Annotated in this window: 20 protein-coding genes; 10 read left to right on the top strand and 10 right to left on the bottom strand. The window is 55.9% G+C overall.

Annotation, left to right across the window (positions count from 1 at the left end):
• Positions 1 to 6: 6 nt before the first annotated feature.
• The 3 genes from panB to panD are packed head-to-tail and all read left to right on the top strand — an operon-like array spanning position 7 to position 2,075.
• A complete protein-coding gene (gene panB, locus WM95_RS04245) occupies positions 7 to 798 on the top strand; it encodes a 3-methyl-2-oxobutanoate hydroxymethyltransferase (RefSeq protein WP_023310432.1) in 792 nt (263 codons plus the stop codon).
• 11 nt (positions 799 to 809) lie between these two features.
• On the top strand, positions 810 to 1,661 hold the full coding sequence (panC, locus tag WM95_RS04240; protein WP_063409776.1) for a pantoate--beta-alanine ligase: 852 nt from the start codon (positions 810 to 812) through the stop codon (positions 1,659 to 1,661).
• 33 nt (positions 1,662 to 1,694) lie between these two features.
• The gene (gene panD, locus WM95_RS04235) at positions 1,695 to 2,075 is read left to right on the top strand and encodes an aspartate 1-decarboxylase (RefSeq protein ID WP_006810068.1); all 381 of its coding nucleotides are present in this window, start codon (positions 1,695 to 1,697) and stop codon (positions 2,073 to 2,075) included.
• Between the two features lie 3 nt (positions 2,076 to 2,078).
• Here the strand turns inward: panD and WM95_RS04230 are convergent, their stop codons facing one another.
• The 4 genes from WM95_RS04230 to WM95_RS04215 form a co-directional block, all read right to left on the bottom strand.
• The gene (locus WM95_RS04230) at positions 2,079 to 3,326 is read right to left on the bottom strand and encodes a polysaccharide deacetylase family protein (RefSeq protein ID WP_088544647.1); all 1,248 of its coding nucleotides are present in this window, start codon (positions 3,324 to 3,326) and stop codon (positions 2,079 to 2,081) included.
• 62 nt (positions 3,327 to 3,388) lie between these two features.
• Entirely contained in the window at positions 3,389 to 3,829 is a 441-nt protein-coding gene (locus WM95_RS04225) for a PTS sugar transporter subunit IIA (RefSeq protein ID WP_023310429.1), read from the bottom strand.
• A 104-nt stretch (positions 3,830 to 3,933) separates the two neighbouring features.
• On the bottom strand, positions 3,934 to 4,704 hold the full coding sequence (locus WM95_RS04220; protein ID WP_023310428.1) for an ABC transporter permease: 771 nt from the start codon (positions 4,702 to 4,704) through the stop codon (positions 3,934 to 3,936).
• On the bottom strand, positions 4,701 to 5,627 hold the full coding sequence (locus tag WM95_RS04215) for an ABC transporter ATP-binding protein (RefSeq protein WP_088544646.1): 927 nt from the start codon (positions 5,625 to 5,627) through the stop codon (positions 4,701 to 4,703). Before WM95_RS04215 ends, WM95_RS04220 begins: the two co-directional genes overlap by 4 nt.
• Before the next feature lie 107 nt (positions 5,628 to 5,734).
• Here WM95_RS04215 and can point away from each other — a divergent pair, with 107 nt between their 5' ends.
• The gene (gene can / locus WM95_RS04210; RefSeq protein WP_008501947.1) at positions 5,735 to 6,397 is read left to right on the top strand and encodes a carbonate dehydratase; all 663 of its coding nucleotides are present in this window, start codon (positions 5,735 to 5,737) and stop codon (positions 6,395 to 6,397) included.
• 61 nt (positions 6,398 to 6,458) lie between these two features.
• Here can and hpt read toward each other — a convergent pair whose 3' ends face one another.
• A complete protein-coding gene (hpt, locus tag WM95_RS04205; RefSeq protein ID WP_063409778.1) occupies positions 6,459 to 6,995 on the bottom strand; it encodes a hypoxanthine phosphoribosyltransferase in 537 nt (178 codons plus the stop codon).
• Between the two features lie 208 nt (positions 6,996 to 7,203).
• Here hpt and WM95_RS04200 point away from each other — a divergent pair, with 208 nt between their 5' ends.
• Positions 7,204 to 9,594 carry a glucose/quinate/shikimate family membrane-bound PQQ-dependent dehydrogenase gene (locus WM95_RS04200; protein ID WP_063409779.1) on the top strand — a complete coding sequence of 797 codons (2,391 nt, stop codon included), beginning with the start codon at positions 7,204 to 7,206 and terminating at the stop codon, positions 9,592 to 9,594.
• A 132-nt stretch (positions 9,595 to 9,726) separates the two neighbouring features.
• Here the strand turns inward: WM95_RS04200 and cueO are convergent, their stop codons facing one another.
• The gene (gene cueO / locus WM95_RS04195; protein ID WP_063409780.1) at positions 9,727 to 11,295 is read right to left on the bottom strand and encodes a multicopper oxidase CueO; all 1,569 of its coding nucleotides are present in this window, start codon (positions 11,293 to 11,295) and stop codon (positions 9,727 to 9,729) included.
• Between the two features lie 145 nt (positions 11,296 to 11,440).
• Here cueO and WM95_RS04190 point away from each other — a divergent pair, with 145 nt between their 5' ends.
• From WM95_RS04190 to speD, 3 genes are all read left to right on the top strand, one after another.
• Complete coding sequence (locus tag WM95_RS04190) at positions 11,441 to 11,788, top strand: YacC family pilotin-like protein (protein WP_014882582.1); 348 nt, start codon at positions 11,441 to 11,443, stop codon at positions 11,786 to 11,788.
• Positions 11,789 to 11,903: 115 nt separating this feature from the next.
• A complete protein-coding gene (gene speE, locus WM95_RS04185; protein WP_023310424.1) occupies positions 11,904 to 12,773 on the top strand; it encodes a polyamine aminopropyltransferase in 870 nt (289 codons plus the stop codon).
• Entirely contained in the window at positions 12,774 to 13,568 is a 795-nt protein-coding gene (speD, locus tag WM95_RS04180; protein ID WP_008501953.1) for an adenosylmethionine decarboxylase, read from the top strand. It begins immediately after the preceding gene.
• 31 nt (positions 13,569 to 13,599) lie between these two features.
• On the opposite strand, the gene yacL is transcribed toward speD, so the two are convergent.
• Both yacL and acnB read right to left on the bottom strand, forming a co-directional pair.
• A complete protein-coding gene (gene yacL / locus WM95_RS04175) occupies positions 13,600 to 13,962 on the bottom strand; it encodes a protein YacL (RefSeq protein ID WP_023310423.1) in 363 nt (120 codons plus the stop codon).
• 190 nt (positions 13,963 to 14,152) lie between these two features.
• On the bottom strand, positions 14,153 to 16,750 hold the full coding sequence (gene acnB / locus WM95_RS04170) for a bifunctional aconitate hydratase 2/2-methylisocitrate dehydratase (RefSeq protein WP_045355163.1): 2,598 nt from the start codon (positions 16,748 to 16,750) through the stop codon (positions 14,153 to 14,155).
• Between the two features lie 399 nt (positions 16,751 to 17,149).
• Here acnB and WM95_RS04165 point away from each other — a divergent pair, with 399 nt between their 5' ends.
• Both WM95_RS04165 and WM95_RS04160 read left to right on the top strand, forming a co-directional pair.
• The gene (locus tag WM95_RS04165; RefSeq protein WP_063409781.1) at positions 17,150 to 18,703 is read left to right on the top strand and encodes a DUF3300 domain-containing protein; all 1,554 of its coding nucleotides are present in this window, start codon (positions 17,150 to 17,152) and stop codon (positions 18,701 to 18,703) included.
• A gap of 10 nt (positions 18,704 to 18,713) precedes the next feature.
• Positions 18,714 to 19,505 (top strand): DUF2950 family protein, encoded by a 792-nt coding sequence (locus WM95_RS04160; protein WP_063409794.1) that lies wholly within the window; start codon positions 18,714 to 18,716, stop codon positions 19,503 to 19,505.
• 53 nt (positions 19,506 to 19,558) lie between these two features.
• Here WM95_RS04160 and lpdA read toward each other — a convergent pair whose 3' ends face one another.
• The gene (gene lpdA, locus WM95_RS04155; RefSeq protein WP_003856313.1) at positions 19,559 to 20,983 is read right to left on the bottom strand and encodes a dihydrolipoyl dehydrogenase; all 1,425 of its coding nucleotides are present in this window, start codon (positions 20,981 to 20,983) and stop codon (positions 19,559 to 19,561) included.
• Positions 20,984 to 21,158: 175 nt separating this feature from the next.
• On the bottom strand, positions 21,159 to 23,054 hold the full coding sequence (aceF, locus tag WM95_RS04150) for a pyruvate dehydrogenase complex dihydrolipoyllysine-residue acetyltransferase (protein WP_023310419.1): 1,896 nt from the start codon (positions 23,052 to 23,054) through the stop codon (positions 21,159 to 21,161).
• Between the last annotated feature and the right edge of the window lie 6 nt (positions 23,055 to 23,060).

The raw sequence follows: 23,060 nt of genomic DNA, 5'->3' as shown, positions 1-23,060 counted from the left end.
AACAGTATGAAACCAACCACCATCTCCTTACTGCAGAAATGCAAACAGGAAAAAAAACGCTTCGCCACCATCACCGCGTATGACTACAGCTTCGCAAAACTCTTTGCCGAAGAGGGAATCAACGTCATGCTGGTCGGAGATTCGTTAGGGATGACGGTACAAGGACATGATTCCACCCTGCCGGTCACGGTTGAGGATATCGCTTACCATACGCGTGCGGTGCGCCGCGGGGCTCCAGCCTGCCTGCTGCTTTCCGATCTGCCGTTTATGGCCTATGCCACGCCGGAGCAGGCATTCGAAAACGCGGCAGCGGTTATGCGTGCTGGCGCTAACATGGTCAAAATTGAAGGCGGCGCCTGGCTGGTGGATACGGTGAAGATGCTCACCGAGCGCGCCGTGCCGGTGTGCGGCCATTTGGGCTTGACGCCGCAGTCCGTCAACATCTTTGGTGGATATAAGGTGCAGGGCCGCGGTGACGCCGCCCAGACGCTGCTGGATGATGCTCTGGCGCTGGAAGCCGCAGGTGCACAGCTGCTGGTGCTGGAGTGCGTGCCGGTTGAACTGGCGAAGCGTATTACTGAAGCCCTGTCGATTCCGGTGATTGGTATCGGTGCAGGCAACGTGACCGACGGCCAGATCCTGGTGATGCACGACGCCTTTGGCATCACCGGCGGGCATATTCCGAAGTTTGCCAAAAATTTCCTCACCGAAGCGGGCGACATGCGCGCTGCGGTCAGGCAGTATATTGCCGACGTTGAATCCGGTGTTTACCCGGGTGAAGAACACAGTTTCCATTAAGGAGTCTCGTTGTGCTAATCATTGAAACCCTGCCGCTGCTTCGCCAGCATATCCGCCGCGCGCGTCAGGAAGGTAAACGTATCGCACTGGTCCCGACCATGGGCAACCTGCATGACGGCCATATGAAGCTGGTTGACGAAGCAAGAGCCCGTGCAGATATCGTGGTGGTCAGTATCTTCGTTAACCCAATGCAGTTTGACCGCGCCGACGATCTGGCACGCTATCCGCGCACCCTGCAGGAAGATTGCGAGAAGCTCAAAAAACGCCATGCGGATATTGTCTTCTCTCCGGCACCGGCGGATGTCTATCCTCAGGGTACCGATGAGGCCACTTACGTTGACGTACCGGGCATTTCCACCATGCTGGAAGGCGCAAGCCGCCCGGGTCATTTCCGCGGCGTATCGACCATCGTCAGCAAGCTGTTCAACCTGGTGCAGCCGGACGTTGCCTGCTTCGGTGAGAAAGATTTCCAGCAGCTGGCGCTGATCCGCAAGATGGTTGCGGATATGGGTTACGATATCGAGATTGTCGGCGTACCGATTGTACGCGCGAAAGACGGTCTGGCGCTCAGCTCGCGAAATGGCTACCTGACCGCGGACCAGCGTAAAATCGCGCCGGGCTTAAGCAAGGTCATGAACACCATGGCAGAACAGCTGCTGGCGAAAGAGTTAACGGTCGAAGAGATTATTGCTCTGGCTGAACAGGCGCTGAACGATAAAGGCTTCCGCGCTGATGATATTCAAATTCGCGATGCCGACACGCTTCTGGAGCTTACACAGACCAGCAAACGTGCGGTCATTCTGGTGGCGGCATGGCTTGGTCAGGCCCGCCTAATCGACAACAAAGTGGTTGAACTGGCGTAGGTTTCTCTACCCGGAAGATGAAAGGTAAACGTAATGATTCGCAAAATGCTGCAAGGTAAGCTTCACCGTGTGAAAGTCACCCAGGCCGACCTGCACTATGAAGGCTCCTGCGCCATCGACCAGGATTTCCTTGATGCTGCGGGCATCCTTGAAAACGAAGCGATTGATATCTGGAACGTTAACAACGGCAAACGTTTCTCAACCTACGCCATCGCCGCCGAGCGCGGGTCTAAAATCATCTCCGTTAACGGCGCGGCAGCGCACTGCGCGGACGTGGGCGATATTGTGATTATCGCCAGCTTCGTGATGATGTCTGATGAAGAAGCACGCCGCTGGCAGCCGAAAGTTGCCTACTTTGAAGGCGACAACGACATGAAACGTACCGCGAAGGCGATTCCGGTTCAGGTTGCTTAAGCACTATCCCTGCGGCTGATTGCTGATCAGCCGCGACATTGTCTCCAGCGAATCCGTTCTTAAGATGTACAGGCGTTTCAGTAAGAACGGATTATCCCCCGGCTTCACCTTCCCTTTCACCGTCGTCACCGCCAGATGAAAACCGGCGTCATTCGCCGCCTTTATCGCTTTATTGTCGTAGCCGCCAAACGGATAGGAAAGATAGAGCACGCGTGGATTAAACTGGGCCAGCGCGCGACGCGAGCGTTCAAAATCAAACAAAATCACGTGATAGCTGCGGCTCAGTAAAATCGGGTGTTTATACCCATCCACGCGGTGCAGGAAGTGGGTGTGAGACTGAATATCGAACACATCCTGAATCCCCTTAATCTCCTGCACGCTCATAAACTGCAGCGATTTTGGATCCCACTTCTGCGGATGGCCTTTTATGCGGGAAGAGATAACAAACGCGGTAGCCTTGAAGCCGTACTCTTTCAGCACAGGATAGGCATAGCGGCTGACGGATTTCAGGCCATCGTCAAAGGTAATCACCACCGATTTTGCAGGCAGGTTCATTTTGTTACGCACGTACCCTTCAAGCTGGTACATCGTCAGGGTGGTATAACCCTGATCGCGTAGCCAGGCCATCTGGTTGTTGAACGCGCGTACGCTGGTGGTCGTGGATGTATGTCGAAAACGGGTGTTCTCTTCATCACGCAGAATATGATGGTAGGTCAGAACCGGAAGTCCGTTATCTTCCTGCGCGTCCAGGCTGCTGATCCACGCCAGACGATTGCCAATGCGGATCTGGAACCAGGTCTGATTCAGACGGTCCTTCAGTTTATTCAGTATCGGATAGCGCAGATTGGCGCTTAACGTGCCGAAAGGCGCGCTGCCGCTCGACGGCGCGTTATACACCGGCGTGTCTTTCCAGGTAATCAGGTTCTGATTGCTGAGGGGTTTATTGAGATCCCCGAGGCTGTCCTCGACGCGCTGTTTCCCCTGAACCGGCTCCAGGTGTCCCTTGTCGATAAACCCCGTGCCAAAACCAAAGCGAAATTCGTAGTAGTCCGCCGCCGTGGGCACAACGGCCAGGATCTGCCCGGCGCGGACGTTACCGACGTTGATCACGCTGTTCCCCACCTGCGCCCAGATCGCCGCGTCTTCGGTGGTTTGCATGTACTGGGCAGGCAGCGTTTGCTGGCTGAGTAAACTGGCTGAGCTGACGCCGGAAATGAGCATCAATAGCAAGAAAAGAATGCGCGGTAGCATGGTGTCTTAATCGGTGCGGAAAACTGCCGCTATTGTAACAAATGAGACATCAATACCAACGTTTAATTCTTATACAAATCGTGGAGCAGGACGAAGGGAGGATTTTTTTGCTGCTGATGCCACAAGCTGCTGACGCCCGGAACGCCCTGCGCCACGATGGCCTGGCGAAACTCAGCGCTGCTTAAGGAGCCACGCTGCGGATACATTAACGCCAGCAGGGAGAGGTTAATACCCGAGATCACTTCACAGCACGCGTGCTTATGGCTCAGCAACGCGGCTGCGCGGTAAGGCGCCGCGCCCGATTTATCGGTAAGAAAAATCACGCCATCGCCGGTGTCCGTTTCATGCAGGGCATCGCACATCATGCGGCTCAGCATGTTGGTGCTCAACCCGCGCCAGTAGTTTACCGCCCGGCACTGCACCAGCGGGCCAAATCTGGCTTCAAGCTTATCCAGCATTTCCTGCGCCTGTTCATCGTGGCAGGTGATAACCCATCCCAGCATAACTCCCTCCTTAGCAGGCAAGTAGTTTAGCGGAGTGAAGGTTAGCTTACGGTGATAACTGTCAAAGAAAGTGCCCGGCAAACAGAACGTCGCCGGGCAAAAGATTAGCTGCGCAGCCCGCGTCCGCGCTGGATCAGCGACCAGCAGAGCAGGTAGAAGGCGATGATAAACACCACCAGCACCGCCACCGTGGTAAACAGCGGCACATCGGTGATACCGAGGAAGCCAAAGCGGAACCCGCTGATCATGTAAACAATCGGGTTCAGGTGCGACAGCGCCTGCCAGAACGGTGGCAGCAGCGTCAGGGAGTAGAACACCCCGCCGAGATAGGTCAGCGGCGTCAGCACGAAGGTCGGGATCAGGCTGATGTCGTCAAACGTTTTGGCGAACACGGCGTTCAGCAGACCGGCCAGCGAGAACAGGATCGCCGTCAGGAGCAGCGTGAGCGCGACAAACAGCCACGAGTGGACCTGGAACGGCACGAAGAACAGCGAAATCGCCGTGACCAGGATCCCCACGCACAGCCCGCGCGCCACGCCGCCGCCAACATAGCCCGCGATAATGACGTGCGTCGGCACCGGCGCGACCAGCAGCTCTTCAATATTGCGCTGGAACTTGGCGCTGAAGAATGACGACGCCACGTTGGCATAGGCGTTGGTGATCACCGCCATCATGATCAGGCCCGGCACGATAAACTGCATATAGGTAAAGCCGTGCATTTCACCAATCCGGGAACCAATCAGGTTACCGAAGATGATGAAATAAAGCGTCATCGTGATGACCGGCGGCACCAGGGTTTGCACCCAGATACGCATAAAGCGGTTGATCTCTTTCGCCCAGATACTTTTCAGCGCGACCCAGTAAAGATGCGTCATGCCTTGTCTCCTTGTTTGTCATGTACCAGAGAGACAAACAGCTCTTCCAGTCGGTTCGCTTTGTTACGCATACTTAAAACCTGAATCCCCTGCGCGCTCAGCTGTAAGAACACGCTGTTAATCCCCTGCTCGCGCAGCACTTCCACTTCCAGCGTCGAGGTATCCACCAGACGATAGTTGTAACCTTCAAGTTTTGGCAGCGCGCTTTTCGCCGCCAGATCGAGAATGAAGGTTTCGGATTTCAGCTTGGAGAGCAGATTCTTCATCGAGGTGTTTTCCACCAGCTCGCCGTGCTGAATGATGCCGATGTTGCGGCACAGCATTTCAGCCTCTTCCAGATAGTGGGTGGTCAGAATAATGGTGGTGCCTTTGTCGTTGAGATCTTTCAGGAAGCCCCACATGGAACGACGAAGTTCGATATCGACACCCGCAGTCGGCTCATCGAGGATCAGCAGTTTTGGCTCATGCATCAGCGCACGGGCGATCATCAGGCGGCGCTTCATCCCGCCGGACAACATGCGCGCGCGTTCGTTACGCTTTTCCCACAGGTCGAGCTGCTTTAGGTATTTTTCGCTACGCTCGAGGGCCTCTTTACGCTCAACGCCGTAATAGCCCGCCTGGTTAACGACAATTTGCTGCACCGTCTCGAACGGGTTGAAGTTGAACTCCTGCGGAACCAGCCCCAGCTGGCGCTTGGCGTTCACCACATCTTTTTGCAGGTCGTACCCAAAGACGCTCACCCGGCCGGACGTTTTATTGACCAGCGAGCTGATAATCCCAATGGTGGTCGATTTCCCCGCCCCGTTCGGCCCCAGAAGCGCGTAAAAATCACCGGCCTCTACTTTCAGATCTATTCCGCGTAGCGCCTGAACGCCACCCGGATAGGTTTTTTTAAGCTGCTCAAGCTCCAGTGCAATTGCCATGAAATTAACTTACCTTCAGTTCTTACACACGTTGTGTGGTTTCATTAAAAGTCGGGTTACCCTATAGTAGCGCAACGCAATAACTCGGTTACAGGTCGCTAACCTCCATGAACAACATAGATACACTCATCAGCAACAATGCACTATGGTCAAAAATGCTGGTGGAGGAAGACCCCGGATTTTTTGGAAAACTCGCGCAGGCTCAGAACCCACGCTTTCTCTGGATTGGATGTTCCGACAGCCGCGTACCGGCGGAGCGCCTGACCGGCCTTGAACCCGGCGAACTGTTTGTTCACCGCAATGTCGCCAATCTCGTGATTCACACCGATCTCAACTGTCTTTCTGTTGTTCAGTATGCCGTGGACGTTCTGCAAGTCGAGCACATCATCATCTGCGGCCATTATGGCTGCGGCGGCGTGCAGGCGGCGGTTGAAAACACGGAACTGGGGCTCATTGATAACTGGCTATTGCACATCCGCGATATCTGGTTCAAACATAGCTCACTGCTGGGCGAAATGCCGCAGGAACGTCGCATGGATACCCTTTGCGAACTCAACGTGATGGAGCAGGTATATAACCTGGGTCACTCAACGATCATGCAATCAGCGTGGAAACGCGGGCAGAAGGTTTCTATCCACGGCTGGGCGTACGGTATTCACGATGGCCTGCTGCGCAATCTGGAAGTGACCGCCACCAACCGCGAAACGCTGGAGCAGCGTTACCGTTCGGGGATTGCCAACCTTCAGCTTAAGCATGTAAATCATAAATAAAGCCGGGGATTTTCTCCCTCTCCCTTTGGGAGAGGGCCGGGATGAGGGCATTAGCCCGCCATTACTCGTCCAGCAATACCACTTTCCCCACATACGGCAGATGACGATAGCGCTGCGCGTAGTCAATGCCGTAACCGACGACGAATTCGTCCGGAATCGAGAAGCCCACGAACTCTACCGGCACCTGCACTTCACGACGGTCAGGTTTATCCAGCAGCGTACAAATCGCCAGAGATTTTGGTTCACGCAGGCTCAGGATCTCGCGCACTTTTGACAGCGTGTTGCCGGAGTCGATGATGTCCTCAACGATCAACACATCTTTGCCACGAATATCTTCATCCAGATCTTTCAGGATTTTCACATCACGGGTAGTGGACATGCCGCTGCCGTAGCTGGAGGCGGTCATAAAATCGACCTCATGGGGCACATGCACCTCACGACACAGGTCTGCCATGAACATGAAAGAGCCGCGCAACAGACCGACCAGCACCATTTCGCTGCCGCTGTCCTTGTAATGTTCGGTGATTTGATGACCCAGTTCGGCGATACGCGCTTTGATCTCGGCTTCCGGGATCATCACTTCAACAGTATGTTTCATATTACTAACCAAATGATTTTAGTGAAAATCTCTCAATACGGATGAGTTAATATCCAGCACTGATACGCAAGCCAGCCATTATATCAGCAAATGGATAAGCCTGGCGTATGAGTTATAAAAAGCAAATATTGTGATTCCGATCACACTTGTTAATACCTATAATTAGTTGCTAGCAAATTATTAACAAAAACTGACGAGTACACTTTCTATGGCTGAAACAAACTCTAAACAGCCGCGTCTACTGGTGACATTAACAGCCGCATTCGCAGCCTTCTGCGCGCTGTATCTGTTAATCGGTGGCGTCTGGCTGGTCGCTTTAGGCGGCTCCTGGTACTACCCGATTGCGGGTCTAGTTATGGTTGCCGTAACCGTCCTGCTGTTGCGTAGAAAACAATCAGCACTGTGGCTGTATGCCGCCCTCCTCCTTGCCACCATGATCTGGGGCGTCTGGGAAGTCGGTTTTGACTTCTGGGCACTGACGCCGCGCAGCGACATCCTGGTCTTCTTCGGTATCTGGCTGATCCTGCCGTTCGTCTGGCGTCGCCTGATTGTGCCTTCCAGCGGTGCGGTGGCGGGCCTGGTTGTTGCCCTGCTTATTACCGGCGGCATTCTGACCTGGGCCGGCTTTAATGACCCGCAGGAGATCAACGGTACGCTGAACGCAGAATCCACGCCTGCGGCAGCTATCTCCCAGGTCGCTGACGGCGACTGGCCTGCGTATGGTCGTAATCAGGAAGGTCAACGCTACTCTCCGCTGAAGCAGATCAACGCGGACAACGTTAAAAACCTGAAGGAAGCCTGGGTATTCCGTACCGGCGATGTGAAGATGCCGAACGATCCGGGCGAGCTGACCAACGAAGTGACGCCGATTAAAGTCGGCAACATGCTCTACCTGTGTACGGCGCACCAGCGTCTGTTCGCGCTTGACGCGGCCACCGGTAAAGAGAAATGGCACTTCGATCCGCAGCTGAACTCCAACCCGTCCTTCCAGCACGTCACCTGTCGCGGCGTCTCTTACCATGAAGCGCGCGCCGATAATGCCAGCCCGGAAGTCATTGCTGACTGTCCTCGCCGCATCATGCTGCCGGTGAACGATGGCCGTCTGTTCGCCATCAATGCCGAAACGGGCAAGCTGTGCGAAACCTTTGCCAACAAAGGTATCCTGAACCTGCAGACCAACATGCCGGACACCACGCCGGGTCTGTATGAGCCCACCTCGCCGCCAATCATCACCGATAAAACCATCGTGATTGCCGGTTCGGTAACGGATAACTTCTCCACGCGTGAAACCTCCGGCGTTATCCGTGGTTTCGACGTGAACACCGGTAAGCTGCTGTGGGCCTTCGACCCGGGCGCGAAAGATCCCAACGCGATCCCGTCGGACGAGCACACCTTTACCTTTAACTCGCCAAACTCCTGGGCACCGGCGGCGTATGACGCGAAGCTGGACCTGGTCTACCTGCCGATGGGCGTGACCACGCCAGATATCTGGGGCGGTAACCGCACGCCGGAGCAGGAGCGTTATGCGAGCGCTATCGTGGCGCTGAACGCGACCACCGGCAAACTGGCATGGAGCTACCAGACCGTTCACCACGATCTGTGGGATATGGATATGCCGTCCCAGCCGACGCTGGCGGACATTACCGTTAATGGCAAAACCGTTCCGGTGATTTACGCGCCGGCCAAGACGGGCAACATCTTCGTGCTGGATCGCAGCAACGGTAAGCTGGTTGTGCCTGCACCGGAAAAACCGGTTCCGCAGGGCGCGGCAAAAGGCGATTACGTCAGCAAAACCCAGCCGTTCTCTGACCTGAGCTTCCGTCCGAAGAAAGACCTCAGCGGGGCAGACATGTGGGGCGCCACCATGTTTGACCAGCTGGTGTGCCGCGTGATGTTCCACCAGCTGCGCTATGAAGGCATCTTCACGCCGCCGTCTGAGCAGGGCACGCTGGTCTTCCCGGGTAACCTGGGGATGTTCGAGTGGGGCGGGATCTCCGTTGACCCTAACCGTCAGGTAGCGATCGCCAACCCAATGGCGCTGCCGTTCGTTTCCCGTCTGATCCCGCGCGGTCCGGGCAACCCAATAGAGCAGCCGAAAGACGCGAAAGGCAGCGGTACCGAAGCCGGCATTCAGCCGCAGTACGGCGTGCCGTTTGGCGTAACGCTGAACCCGTTCCTGTCTCCGTTTGGTCTGCCGTGTAAACAGCCTGCCTGGGGTTATATCTCCGGCCTGGATCTGAAAACCAACCAGATCGTGTGGAAAAAACGTATTGGTACGCCTCAGGACAGCATGCCGTTCCCGATGCCTGTTCCGGTGCCGTTCAATATGGGTATGCCAATGCTGGGTGGCCCAATTTCCACCGCCGGTAACGTGCTGTTCATCGCGGCAACCGCAGATAACTATCTGCGCGCGTACAACATGACCAACGGTGAAAAACTGTGGCAGGGCCGTCTGCCGGCGGGTGGACAGGCCACGCCGATGACCTATGAAGTGAATGGCAAGCAGTACGTTGTCATCTCTGCCGGCGGTCACGGTTCGTTTGGCACGAAAATGGGCGACTACATCGTCGCATATGCGTTGCCTGACGAAGGCAAATAAAAGCAAAACGGCAACTTCGGTTGCCGTTTTTGTGTTTGTTCCCTCTCCCTGTGGGAGAGGGTCAGGGTGAGGGCATCAGGCCGCACCTGCGAAATCCAGGCCGGGTAAGGTGAAGCCGCCACCCGGCTTTTTTTATACGGTAAAGCCGAGCATCATCCCCGTATCTTCATGCTCCAGCAGGTGGCAGTGCGCCATATAGGCAAACTCCTTCGGCGCCTCGTGGTCAAACTTCACCAGCACCTCGCTGACGCCGCCTTCCACTCTCACCGTATCTTTCCAGCCCGCGCGATGCGCATCCGGCGTTTTACCGTTCTCTGTGAGAATGCGGAACTGTGTGCCGTGGATATGGAACGGATGCAGCATCATGTCCCCTTCGCCTGAAATCACCCAGCGCTCAAGCTGACCTTTTGTCGCAGCAAACATCGGCGTATTCATGTCGAATGCTTTACCGTTGATCATGTTGGCGTTGAGGAAATCAAAGCCATGGTCGCCGTGATTCATATTCCCCATGCCGCCCATTTTGCCGTGGTCCATATTCATGTGGCCCATCATCTGGCCGTGGTGCATCCCCGCCATCGCCTTATCGCCATATTTCGCCATCAGCGCCTGCATGCCCATCATATCGAGCATCGGGTTCATGGAGAGCTGCAGCTTGCGCTGCGTAAGTCCCTCCAGCGACGGGAGGGCTGGCAGGGTGGTTAACGTATCAGGCAGCGTGCCGGAAGCGGACACCAGCAGCGGCTGAATACGCAGCACCGGATGCGGCTTATCAAACGGTGCGACCGCCATCCCCATCTGGCTCACCGGCAGCGTCACGAGGTCAAACGGCTTGCCGTCGCTGATATCCACCAGCACCTCAAAGCGTTCGCCCATGAGCATCGGCAGCTCGCTCACCTTCACCGGCTCCGGCAGCAGCCCGCCGTCGCTGGCTACCACATACAGCGGGCGTTTATCGCTGGCGGCGAAATTCAGCGAGCGCGCGTTACAGCCGTTGAGCAGGCGCAGGCGCAGCCAGCCTTTCGGCGCGGCGTGCTGAGGATAAATGGCGCCGTTGGTCAGCAGCGTGTCGCCAAACCAGCCTACCGCCGCGCTCATCACGTCCAGCTGATAGTCAATTTGCCCGTCAGCGTTGAATTTCTTGTCCTGCACAATCACCGGTACGTCGTCGATGCCCCACTGTTTCGGCAGGCGCAGCAGGCGGCTTTCGTCGTCTTCAATCAGCACCAGCCCCGCCAGCCCCATCGCCACCTGATGGCCCGTTTTGCCATGCTGATGCGGATGGAACCAGCAGGTCGCGGCGCGCTGGTCGGGCGTAAAGGTGACGCTGCGCGTGCCGCCCGCTTTGATGATGCCCTGCGGCCCGCCGTCCACCTCGCCCGGCACTTCCAGCCCGTGCCAGTGCAGCGTCGTCTCTTCGGCGAGCGTGTTGTGGATATCCACCGTCACCGTTTTCCCTTTACGTAGCTGAAGCGCCGGACCGAGCAAATTGCCGTTATAGCCCCACGTCGTGGCGTGGTGCTCGCCGAACGTCGTTTTACCGGCCTGAACCACAAGCTGGATACGGCTGCGGGCGTCAGCGGTCAGTAAGTCAGGAATGGGTAAGGCAGGCCTGTCGGCCGCGAAAACCGCGCGGCTCCAGAGTGGTAATGCGCTGGCAGCCCCCAGCACAGCGGAATATTTTAAAAAATCACGACGTTGCATGTTCATTTCCTTATTTCCAGCAGGCGATCTTTTGAGCATAAACCCTCCCCTTACCGGAAGGTCAAGTAAAGCGGCAATAATAAAGATCGTCGCACCGGCATCAAGTATGCTAACGTTAATTTTCCGTGAAGAAGTGGTAGAAGCAATGAAGACGTTTTTCAGGACAATTTTGTTCGGAAGCCTGATGGCAATGTGTGCGAACAGCTATGCGCTAAGTGAAAATGAAGCGGAAGATATGGCCGATTTAACGGCGGTTTTTGTATTCCTGAAAAATGATTGTGGCTACCAGAATTTACCCAACGGGCAGATTCGCCGCGCGCTGGTCTTTTTTGCCCAGCAAAACCAGTGGGATCTCAGCAACTACGACAGCTTCGACATGAAGGCGCTCGGCGAAGACAGCTACCGTGACCTAAGCGGTATTGGTATTCCCACTGCCAAAAAATGCAAAGCGCTGGCTCGCGACTCACTCAGCCTGCTCGCCTACGTCAAATAACCTTCCCGACGCCCCCTGTTAAACCTATAGCCGTGCAACCACGGTTATAGTTAGCTATCATGTTTCGCTCATTTTTTATGAGCGTAACGGATGTTAACAAAGGAGGAGTCCGCGTATGGCCGACCACACGTTGTGGCATGAAACACTGCATGACCAGTTTGGTCAGTACTTTGCCGTTGATAACGTGCTCTATCATGAGAAAACCGATCACCAGGATCTCATTATCTTCGAAAACGCCGCCTTTGGCCGCGTGATGGCGCTGGACGGCGTGGTGCAAACCACCGAGCGCGACGAGTTCATCTATCATGAGATGATGACCCACGTCCCGCTGCTGGCGCACGGTCACGCGAAGCATGTCCTGATTATCGGCGGCGGCGACGGCGCAATGCTGCGTGAAGTGTCCCGCCATCGTTCCATTGAAACCATCACCATGGTGGAAATCGATGCGGGAGTCGTCTCTTTCTGCCGCCAGTACCTGCCCAACCACAATGCCGGTAGCTATGACGATCCGCGCTTTAGCCTGGTGATTGACGACGGCGTTAACTTTGTTAACCAGACCTCGCAGACCTTTGACGTTATTATCTCCGACTGCACCGACCCTATCGGCCCCGGCGCGTCGCTGTTTACCTCCTCCTTCTACGAAGGCTGCAAGCGCTGCCTGAACCCGGGCGGGATCTTCGTCGCACAAAATGGCGTCTGCTTCCTGCAGCAGGATGAAGCGCTCGACAGCCATCGTAAGCTAAGCACCTATTTCGATGACGTCAGCTTCTATCAGGCGGCCATTCCGACGTACTACGGCGGGATCATGACCTTTGCCTGGGCGACCGATAACGACGTATTACGCCATCTCTCCACCGAAATTATTCAGGCCCGCTTCCATCAGGCCGGTCTTCAGTGCCGATACTACAATCCGGCAATTCATACCGCAGCGTTTGCTCTGCCGCAGTACCTGCAAGACGCATTATCCACTAAGGGGGTGAGCTAATTGAAAAAGCTTAAACTGCATGGCTTTAACAACCTGACGAAAAGCCTGAGTTTTTGTATTTACGATATCTGCTATGCCAAAACAGCGGAAGAACGCGATGGTTACATCGCCTATATCGACGAACTCTACAACGCCAACCGTCTGACCGAGATCCTGTCAGAAACCTGTTCCATTATCGGCGCAAACATCCTGAACATCGCCCGACAGGATTATGAACCTCAGGGCGCCAGCGTGACCATTCTGGTCAGCGAAGAGCCGGTCGACCCGAAGCTTATCGACAAAACGGAACATCCGGGCCCGCTGCCGGAAGTGGTCGTGGCCCACCTGGATAAAAGCCATATCTGCGTGCACACCTACCCGGAGAGTCACCCGGAAGGCGGGCTGTGCACGTTCCGCGCCGATATTGAAGTCTCGACCTGCGGCGTGATTTCACCGCTGAACGCGCTGAACTATTTAATCCACCAGCTGGAATCGGACATCGTCACCATTGATTACCGCGTGCGTGGTTTTACCCGTGACGTCAACGGCATGAAGCACTTCATCGACCACGAGATCAACTCCATCCAGAACTTTATGTCCGAGGACATGAAATCGCTGTACGACATGATGGACGTGAACGTGTATCAGGAAAACATCTTCCATACCAAGATGTTACTTAAGGAATTTGACCTTAAGCACTACATGTTCCACACGAAGCCGGAAGATTTGAGCGAAGAAGAGCGTAAGGCGATTACTGACCTGCTCTGGAAAGAGATGCGCGAGATTTACTACGGCCGCAATATTCCGGCCGTGTAAGAGCAAGCCGGAGCAGGGATGCTCCGGTCTTTTATTTCTGTTTCATAAAGTCGCGGTAGGCATTTACCACCTGAAGGAAATCTTCTACGCCGCACATCGACAGGCTCTCTTCGTCGTAGTAGCTCATCCCCTCTTCCATCTCATCACCTGAAAACTCGAGCTGGTTGGCACGCACCATGACCTCTTCACCGTCCATCCACAGCGTATATTCATGCCCGGCGCGCTGCCAGGATCGTTCACTGCCTTTCACCGTATTTGCCGCCTGTTCAACTTCATCAAGAAGTGCAAGATTTTCTTTCACCTCTTCGTTAAACCAGTGTCCAACGGCTTCGTGGCCCATCGACATACGCACTTTCACCACTCCGGTGATGTCGCGCAGAAATTCGTAATCCATAGTGTTTTCCTCTGCAAAGCCATTACGGTAATTATCGCAGCAGCGAGGAAGAAAAAAAGCGGGAGAAGTGGGAGGAATGAAAATAAAAAGGTGAGAGCAAGACCCTGCGGCCTGATGCCCTCACCCCGTCCCTCTCCCACAGGAGAGGGTGCAAACACTAAAAACCGTCTCGTAGAGACGGTTTTGCTGTTTATACCGCCGTCTGGAAGATAACCCCGTCGGCCTTCTCGGTGTACTGCGAAAGCTGGTCGAAGTTCAGATAGCGATAGGTATCCACCGCCGTCTTATCCACCTGAGCCACAAAGGTCTGGTACTCTTCCGGCGTTGGCAGTTTGCCAATCAGCGCCGCAACCGCCGCCAGCTCCGCAGAGGCCAGGAAGACGTTCGCACCGGTACCTAAACGGTTCGGGAAGTTACGGGTAGAGGTGGAAACCACCGTCGCACCGTCGGCTACGCGCGCCTGGTTGCCCATGCACAGGGAACAGCCAGGGATTTCGATACGCGCACCGCTCTTACCAAACACGCTGTAGTAGCCCTCTTCGGTCAGCTGAGCCGCGTCCATACGGGTTGGCGGCGCCACCCACAGACGAGTTGGCAGCTGGCCTTTGTGGGTATCCAGCAGCTTACCGGCAGCACGGAAGTGACCGATGTTGGTCATACAGGATCCGATGAACACTTCGTCGATCTTCTCGCCCTGAACCTCAGACAGCGGACGCGCGTCGTCAGGATCGTTCGGTGCACACAGGATTGGCTCTTTGATATCCGCCAGATCGATGTCGATCACCGCCGCGTACTCCGCGTCAGCATCGGCTTCCAGCAGCTGCGGATCGGCCAGCCATTTTTCCATGCCCTGGATACGACGCTCCAGCGTACGACGGTCGCCGTAGCCTTCTGCAATCATCCACTTCAGCAGCACGATGTTAGAGTTCAGATACTCAATAATCGGCTCTTTGTTCAGCTTGATGGTACAGCCCGCCGCAGAACGCTCGGCGGAAGCATCGGTCAGCTCGAACGCCTGCTCCACTTTCAGATCCGGCAGACCTTCAATTTCCAGAATGCGGCCAGAGAAGATGTTTTTCTTCCCTTTCTTCTCAACGGTCAGCAGGCCCTGTTTAATCGCATACAGCGGGATCGCGTGAACCAGGTCGCGCAGGGTGATACCCGGCTGCATTTTACCTTTGAAGCGCACCAGCACCGATTCCGGCATATCCAGCGGCATCACGCCCGTCGCAGCAGCAAACGCCACCAGACCGGAGCCCGCCGGGAAGGAGATACCGATTGGGAAACGGGTATGGGAGTCACCGCCGGTACCGACGGTATCCGGCAGCAGCATGCGGTTCAGCCAGGAGTGGATGACGCCGTCACCCGGACGCAGGGAAACGCCGCCGCGGTTCATGATGAAGTCTGGCAGCGTGTGGTGCGTGGTCACGTCAACCGGCTTCGGATAGGCCGCCGTGTGGCAGAAGGACTGCATCACCAGGTCAGAAGAGAAGCCCAGGCACGCCAGGTCTTTCAGTTCGTCACGGGTCATTGGGCCTGTGGTGTCCTGAGAGCCCACGGAGGTCATCTTAGGCTCGCAGTACGCGCCAGGACGAATACCGGCTACGCCGCACGCGCGGCCCACCATTTTCTGTGCCAGAGAATAACCGCGGTTGCTTTCAGCAACGTCTTTCGCCTGACGGAAAACGTCAGAGTGCGGCAGACCCAGCGCTTCGCGCGCTTTGGTAGTCAGGCCACGACCAATGATCAGCGGGATACGGCCACCGGCGCGCACTTCGTCGATCAGCACGTCGGTTTTCAGCTCAAAGCTTGCCAGCAGCTCGTTGGTTTCGTGGTTACGCACTTCGCCTTTGTACGGGTAAACGTCAATCACGTCGCCCATATTCAGGTTAGAAACATCCACTTCGATCGGCAGTGCGCCCGCATCTTCCATGGTGTTGAAGAAGATTGGCGCAATTTTGCCGCCGAGGCACAGGCCGCCGCCGCGCTTGTTTGGCACATGCGGAATGTCGTCGCCCATGAACCACAGCACGGAGTTGGTTGCGGACTTACGGGAAGAACCGGTACCCACAACGTCACCCACATAGGCCAGCGGGAATCCTTTTTTCTGCAGGGCTTCGATCTGTTTGATCGGGCCAACGCTGCCCGGCTGATCCGGCTCAATACCTTCACGGGCGTTTTTCAGCATCGCCAGAGCGTGCAGAGGGATATCCGGGCGAGACCACGCGTCCGGTGCCGGAGAGAGGTCATCGGTGTTGGTTTCACCGGTCACTTTAAAGACGGTAACGGTGATTTTTTCAGCCAGCGCTGGGCGGTTCAGGAACCATTCGGCATCAGCCCAGGACTGCATCACCTGCTTCGCATAGACGTTGCCCGCTTTGGCTTTTTCTTCTACGTCGTAGAAGTTATCGAACATCAGCAGCGTGGAAGAGAGCGCTTTAGCGGCAATCGGTGCCAGCTTGTCGTTATCCAGCGCGTCAATCAGCGGATGAATGTTGTAACCACCCTGCATGGTGCCGAGCAGTTCAATGGCTTTTTCAGGAGTAACCAGTGGGGAGGTGGCTTCGCCTTTGGCGATAGCAGCAAGGAATCCGGCTTTTACGTAGGCAGCTTCATCTACGCCAGGCGGTACGCGGTTGATCAGCAGATCTAACAGGAATTCTTCTTCGCCCTTAGGCGGGTTCTTCAGCAGCTCGACGAGCGCGGCCATTTGGGTTGCATCTAAAGGTTTGGGTACAATTCCCTCGGCGGCACGTTCTGCTACGTGCTTACGGTATTCTTCTAGCACGACGGTTCTCCTCGCTCTCATTGTCATATGCGGCGGGCGTTCTCTTCACGCTCCTGTGAGACAGCAGTTTGTAGGGTAAATGCCCGATACCGCGTCGGGCAGCATAGCAGGATTTCTGCACAGTGTTAATCCGTTTACAAAAAAGCAACATTAAAAAATTTGCTGAATCGTTAAGCATGGTGTAGCGGGGATTCAGGGCATCTTTTTGCGGTATCTTCTGCACCGTGACGCTTCAGTTTTTTCTTCATCAGATATAATTGTGTAATAAATACTCACACTCTTTATCCGGACGTCCCGGACGCTTCCCAATAAAAGTCAAAACAGTAAAAGACGGGTGAATAATACTCACGCCAACCGTAACGCCTCACGGCACAACGCTTGTCTCGTTGGAGTCATTTTATGAAGTTGCCCTTTAAGCCACATCTGCTCGTCCTTGTGTGCAGTGCCGGGCTGTTTGCCGCCTCGGGCGTCATGTTTGTCAAAGGCCGCGCCACGGAGCCCGCTGCGCCAGCCGCCGTCACACAACAACCGGCTCCACCGGCAGCGCCTGCCGCAGCCCAGTCCGCCCCTGCTGTCGCGCCAGCCTACACTGCCGCGCAAATCGATCAGTGGGTCGCCCCTGTTGCGCTCTACCCCGATGCCCTGCTCTCACAAATCCTGATGGCCTCGACCTATCCGGCCAACGTGATCCAGGCGGCGCAGTGGTCGAAAGACAATCCTAAAATGGAAGGGGACGCGGCGATTCAGGCCGTTGCCAGCCAGCCCTGGGATCCCAGCGTAAAATCGCTGGTCGCGTTTCCTCAGCTTATGTCCCTGATGGGTGAAAACCCGCCGTGGGTACAAAATCTGGGTGATGCGTTTCTCGCGCAGCCGAAGGACGTGATGGATTCCGTTCAGCGCCTGCGCGCGCTGGCGCAGAAGACCGGCGCGTTACAATCCACGCCTCAGCAGACGGTCACCACCGTGACAAAACCGGCGCCAGCGAAAACCAGCACCGCCGAAACCACGACCACGACGACGTCCGCGCCTACGGTAATCAAAATTGAATCTGCCGACCCGCAGGTTGTTTACGTCCCGACCTATAACCCCAATACGGTTTACGGGACCTGGCCAAACGCCGCCTATCCGCCCACCTATCTCCCGCCCACGCCCGGGGAGCAGTTTGGCAACAGCTTCGTAAACGGTTTAGGCTTCAGCCTGGGCGTCGCCACAACCTATGCCATCTTCAGCAGCATCGACTGGGATGATGACGATGACTGGGATCATCACCATGACGACTGGGATAATCACGGCGGCTATAACCGCAACGGTGATAACAATATCAATATCAACGTTGAGAACTTCAATAAAATCAGCGGACAGCGCCTGACGGACGCCAACCGCACCTGGCAGCACAACCCGGCCTATCGGGAAGGCGTGCCCTATCCGACTAACCAGCTCAACACTCGCTTCCACACCACCAACACAGCCACAGGGCTCAGTTCAACGCAGCAAAAACCGGTAAATCGCGACAGCCAGCGTCAGGCCGCGCTGAGCCAGATGGAGAAATCCACGGGCAAAACCTTCCCGCAAACGGCGCGCACCGGAACGAAAGACGTGCAGCGTCAGGCCTCAGGTGAACAGCTGAAGCAGATTTCGCAGCGCAACAACTACCGCGGCTACGACACCAAACCGCAGACGGCGAAGCGGAGTACCGCGCAGCAGCGAGAAAACCGCCAGACCACCGCCCAGAGACATGAGAAGCGGGTTTCGCAGCCCGTGCAGCAACGCTCTCTCCAGCAGCGAAACAGTCAGCCCCGGGCCAATGCGCTGAGCGGTAACGACAGCCGCTCCGCGAACTGGCAGGCGCAGCAGCAGCGCGGTGCGCAAAGCAGACAGCTCGCTGCGCGCCAGCAGCAGCCACGTCAGGCGTCCGGTGGACGTGCTGAACGCCGTGAAATTCGACATCGCTAAGGGAACCGACATGAAACGTAAACTACTCAGCGGAATGGTGTTATTTATGCTTTCGGCCCCGGTGATGGCGCAGCAGTCCTTTAGCACCCCCGCTCAGGCAACCGATGCGCTGACCAAAGCCATCAGTGAGCAAAACGAGAGCGCGATGACCGACCTGCTCGGAGAGAACTGGCGCGATTTTCTTCCCCCCGAAGGCGTTGATCCGGATGCTGTCGATCGCTTCCTGCGCGACTGGAACGTCCGTCATACCACGGTTGTCGAGGGAGATACGGCGCACCTGGTTGTCGGAGACAGCGGCTGGCAGCTTCCCATCCCGGTGATCAAAACCTCTGCAGGCTGGCAGTTCGATATCAAAGAAGGGGCTGAAGAGATCCTGACCCGCGAAATCGGGCGTAACGAGCTCGCCGCCATTGAAGCCTTGCATGCCTATGTTGATGCGCAGCAAAGCTATTTTGCGATGAACCAGAAATACGCGCAGAAGATTGTCAGCTCGAAAGGCAAAAAAGACGGTTTGTACTGGCCAGCCTCGCCCGGCGAAGCGCCCAGCCCGCTCGGCCCGGCATTTAGCCCGAAAGAGCCGGGTACCGGCTATCACGGCTATCGCTTCCGCATCCTGCCGGACAATCACGGTTTCGCGATGGTGGCCTGGCCGGTCAGCTACGGTCAGACGGGCGTAATGAGCTTTGTGATAAACCAGGACGACAAGGTGTATCAGTCCGATCTCGGCAGCGATTCAGAGCAGAAAGCCCGGGCGCTAGCCGCCTATAGCCCGGATAAAACCTGGCAGCCTGTGGCCCCCTGAACGCAGCGCATAAAAAAAGCGGCCATTGGCCGCTTTTTTTCATCTGAAGAAACTTATTTCTTCTTCGCTTTCGCGTTTGGCAGGTCGGTGATGCTGCCTTCAAACACTTCTGCCGCCAGGCCCACGGACTCGTGCAGAGTCGGGTGAGCGTGGATGGTCAGCGCGATGTCTTCAGCGTCACAGCCCATTTCGATAGCCAGACCGATTTCACCCAGCAGCTCGCCGCCGTTGGTACCGACAATCGCACCACCGATGACGCGGTGAGTTTCTTTGTCGAAGATCAGTTTGGTCATACCGTCAGCGCAGTCGGAAGCGATAGCACGGCCAGAAGCAGCCCACGGGAAGGTGGCGGTTTCGTAGCTGATGCCTTTCTCTTTCGCTTCTTTCTCAGTCAGACCGACCCATGCAACTTCTGGCTCGGTGTACGCGATAGATGGAATGACTTTCGGATCGAAGTAGTGCTTCATGCCGGCGATAACTTCAGCGGCAACGTGACCTTCGTGAACACCTTTGTGTGCCAGCATTGGCTGACCGACGATATCGCCGATAGCAAAGATGTGCGGCACGTTAGTGCGCAGCTGCTTGTCAACGCGGATAAAGCCACGGTCGTCCACTTCCACGCCAGCTTTGCCCGCGTCGAGGTTTTTACCGTTCGGCACACGGCCGATAGCCACCAGCACGGCGTCGTAACGCTGCGGTTCGGATGGAGCTTTTTTGCCTTCCATGGAAACGTAAATACCGTCTTCTTTCGCTTCAACGGCAGTCACTTTGGTTTCCAGCATCAGGTTGAATTTCTTGCTGATGCGTTTGGTGAAGACTTTAACGATGTCTTTGTCGGCAGCCGGGATAACCTGGTCGAACATTTCAACCACGTCGATCTCTGAACCCAGCGCATGGTACACGGTACCCATTTCCAGACCGATGATACCGCCGCCCATGACCAGCAGACGCTTAGGAACGGTTTTCAGCTCCAGCGCATCGGTGGAATCCCACACGCGTGGATCTTCATGCGGAATGAATGGCAGTTCGATTGGGCGAGAGCCTGCCGCGATGATCGCGTTGTCGAAGTTGATCACGGTTTTGCCGTTTTCGCCTTCCACTTCCAGGGTGTTCGCACCGGTGAATTTACCCAGACCGTTTACCACTTTCACTTTACGGCCTTTGGCCATACCCGCCAGACCGCCGGTCAGCTGAGTGATAACTTTCTCTTTCCAGGTACGAATTTTGTCGATATCGGTTTTCGGCTCGCCGAAGACGATGCCGTGTTCAGCCAGCGCTTTGGCTTCTTCGATAACTTTCGCTACGTGCAGCAGCGCTTTAGAAGGGATACAGCCGACGTTCAGACAAACACCGCCGAGGGTGCTGTAACGTTCTACGATGACGGTTTCCAGACCTAAATCCGCTGCGCGAAATGCTGCGGAGTAACCTGCCGGGCCTGCCCCAAGTACTACGACCTGAGTTTTGATTTCTGTGCTCATCATGACCTCTTAATTTATACCCGTCGTCCACCGGGTCGTTCTATCCGCCCGCAGTTTACAAAATTGTTAACAATTTTGAAACAACAAACGGCTCACGAATTGTCGCTTTCGCCAATAACCTCACAAACACCATGAGATTATCAGAAAAAAGCCGGCCGACTGGCCGGCTTTTCGATTACATCACCAGGCGGCGAATGTCGCTCAGCATGTTGTTGATGATGGTGATGAAGCGCGCACCATCAGCACCGTCGATCACGCGGTGGTCGAAGGACAGAGAGATTGGCATCATCAGACGCGGCACGAACTCTTTGCCGTTCCACACCGGCTCCATCGCGGACTTGGACACACCGAGGATAGCCACTTCCGGCGCGTTAACAATCGGTGCGAAGTGGGTGGTACCCAGGCCGCCGATGCTGGAGATAGTGAAGCAACCGCCCTGCATTTCGCCGGCAGTCAGCTTACCATCACGCGCTTTCTTGGAGATAACGGTCAGTTCACGGGACAGCTCAGTGATGCTCTTCTTGTTCACGTCTTTGAAGACCGGAACAACCAGACCATTTGGCGTATCAACCGCAACACCGATGTTGATGTATTTCTTCAGCGTCAGCTTCTGGCCGTCTTCGGACAGGGAGCTGTTGAAGCGTGGCATCTGCTCAAGGGCAGCAGCAACGGCTTTCATGATGAAGACTACTGGGGTGAATTTCACGTCCAGTTTGCGCTTCTCAGCTTCAGCGTTCTGCTGTTTACGGAACGCTTCCAGATCGGTGATATCGGTTTTGTCGAAGTGCGTAACGTGCGGGATCATCACCCAGTTACGGCTCAGGTTAGCACCAGAGATTTTCTGGATGCGGCCCAGCTCCACTTCTTCGATTTCGCCGAACTTGCTGAAGTCCACTTTCGGCCATGGCAGCATGCCCGGGATACCGCCACCGGCGGCTGCAGCAGGTGCAGCTTCGGCGCGTTTCACCGCGTCTTTCACGTAGGTCTGAACGTCTTCGCGCAGGATACGACCCTTACGGCCAGTCCCTTTCACTTTCGCCAGGTTCACACCGAATTCGCGCGCCAGGCGACGAATCAGCGGCGTCGCGTGTACGTAAGCGTCGTTTTCAGCGAACTCTGATTTTTCTGCTTTTGCAGCAGGGGCAGCGGCTGGTTTAGCAGCCTGAGCCGGTGCAGCAGCAGGGGCTGGAGCAGCCGCGGCAGCCGGAGCTGCGGCAGGCGCAGCGCCTTCCACTTCGAAGACCATGATCAGAGAGCCGGTAGACACTTTGTCGCCGGTGCTGATCTTGATCTCTTTGACGGTACCCGCGAACGGCGCCGGCACTTCCATAGAAGCTTTGTCGCCTTCAACGGTGATCAGTGACTGTTCAGCGGCAACTTTGTCGCCCACTTTCACCATCACTTCGGTCACTTCAACTTCGTCACCGCCGATGTCCGGTACGTTAACGTCTTTCGCGCCGCCAGCAGCTGCTGGTGCAGCAGCCGGAGCCGGAGCAGCGGCCTGCGCAGGCGCGGCAGCGCCTTCTGCACCCGCCACTTCGAAGATCATGATAAGCGACCCGGTAGACACTTTGTCGCCGGTGTTGATCTTGATCTCTTTAACGGTACCCGCGAACGGAGCCGGCACTTCCATAGAGGCTTTGTCGCCTTCTACGGTGATCAGTGACTGCTCAGCCGCAACGGTGTCGCCCACTTTCACCAGAATTTCAGTGACTTCAACTTCGTCACCGCCGATGTCAGGCACGTTCACTTCTTTTGCTGCTGCGGCAGCTGCTGGAGCAGCGGCGGCCGGAGCGGCTTTCTTCTCTTCCTGCGCAGGTGCAGCAGCTGCTGCACCGTCGGCGGAATCGAAAATCATGATCAGTTTGCCGGTCTCGGTTTTATCGCCAACAGAGACTTTGATCTCTTTAACGATGCCAGCCTGAGGAGACGGGACTTCCATAGAGGCTTTGTCGCCTTCTACGGTGATCAGCGACTGTTCAGCTTCAACCTTGTCGCCTACTTTGACCAGGATCTCGGTGATTTCAACTTCATCAGCCCCGATGTCCGGTACATTGATTTCGATAGCCATTATTCT

This window comes from Enterobacter cloacae complex sp. ECNIH7 (genome assembly GCF_002208095.1).
Lineage (GTDB): Bacteria > Pseudomonadota > Gammaproteobacteria > Enterobacterales > Enterobacteriaceae > Enterobacter > Enterobacter cloacae_M.
This window is presented reverse-complemented; position numbering and strand designations above follow the sequence as displayed.

Coding starts and splice junctions, on each gene's coding strand:
- panB (WP_023310432.1), top strand. CDS start 7: ATGAAACCAACCACCATCTCCTTACTGCAGAAATGCAAACAGGAAAAA.
- panD (WP_006810068.1), top strand. CDS start 1,695: ATGATTCGCAAAATGCTGCAAGGTAAGCTTCACCGTGTGAAAGTCACC.
- WM95_RS04230 (WP_088544647.1), bottom strand. CDS start 3,326: ATGCTACCGCGCATTCTTTTCTTGCTATTGATGCTCATTTCCGGCGTC.
- WM95_RS04225 (WP_023310429.1), bottom strand. CDS start 3,829: ATGCTGGGATGGGTTATCACCTGCCACGATGAACAGGCGCAGGAAATG.
- WM95_RS04220 (WP_023310428.1), bottom strand. CDS start 4,704: ATGACGCATCTTTACTGGGTCGCGCTGAAAAGTATCTGGGCGAAAGAG.
- WM95_RS04215 (WP_088544646.1), bottom strand. CDS start 5,627: ATGGCAATTGCACTGGAGCTTGAGCAGCTTAAAAAAACCTATCCGGGT.
- can (WP_008501947.1), top strand. CDS start 5,735: ATGAACAACATAGATACACTCATCAGCAACAATGCACTATGGTCAAAA.
- hpt (WP_063409778.1), bottom strand. CDS start 6,995: ATGAAACATACTGTTGAAGTGATGATCCCGGAAGCCGAGATCAAAGCG.
- WM95_RS04200 (WP_063409779.1), top strand. CDS start 7,204: ATGGCTGAAACAAACTCTAAACAGCCGCGTCTACTGGTGACATTAACA.
- cueO (WP_063409780.1), bottom strand. CDS start 11,295: ATGCAACGTCGTGATTTTTTAAAATATTCCGCTGTGCTGGGGGCTGCC.
- WM95_RS04190 (WP_014882582.1), top strand. CDS start 11,441: ATGAAGACGTTTTTCAGGACAATTTTGTTCGGAAGCCTGATGGCAATG.
- speE (WP_023310424.1), top strand. CDS start 11,904: ATGGCCGACCACACGTTGTGGCATGAAACACTGCATGACCAGTTTGGT.
- yacL (WP_023310423.1), bottom strand. CDS start 13,962: ATGGATTACGAATTTCTGCGCGACATCACCGGAGTGGTGAAAGTGCGT.
- WM95_RS04165 (WP_063409781.1), top strand. CDS start 17,150: ATGAAGTTGCCCTTTAAGCCACATCTGCTCGTCCTTGTGTGCAGTGCC.
- WM95_RS04160 (WP_063409794.1), top strand. CDS start 18,714: ATGAAACGTAAACTACTCAGCGGAATGGTGTTATTTATGCTTTCGGCC.
- lpdA (WP_003856313.1), bottom strand. CDS start 20,983: ATGAGCACAGAAATCAAAACTCAGGTCGTAGTACTTGGGGCAGGCCCG.
- aceF (WP_023310419.1), bottom strand. CDS start 23,054: ATGGCTATCGAAATCAATGTACCGGACATCGGGGCTGATGAAGTTGAA.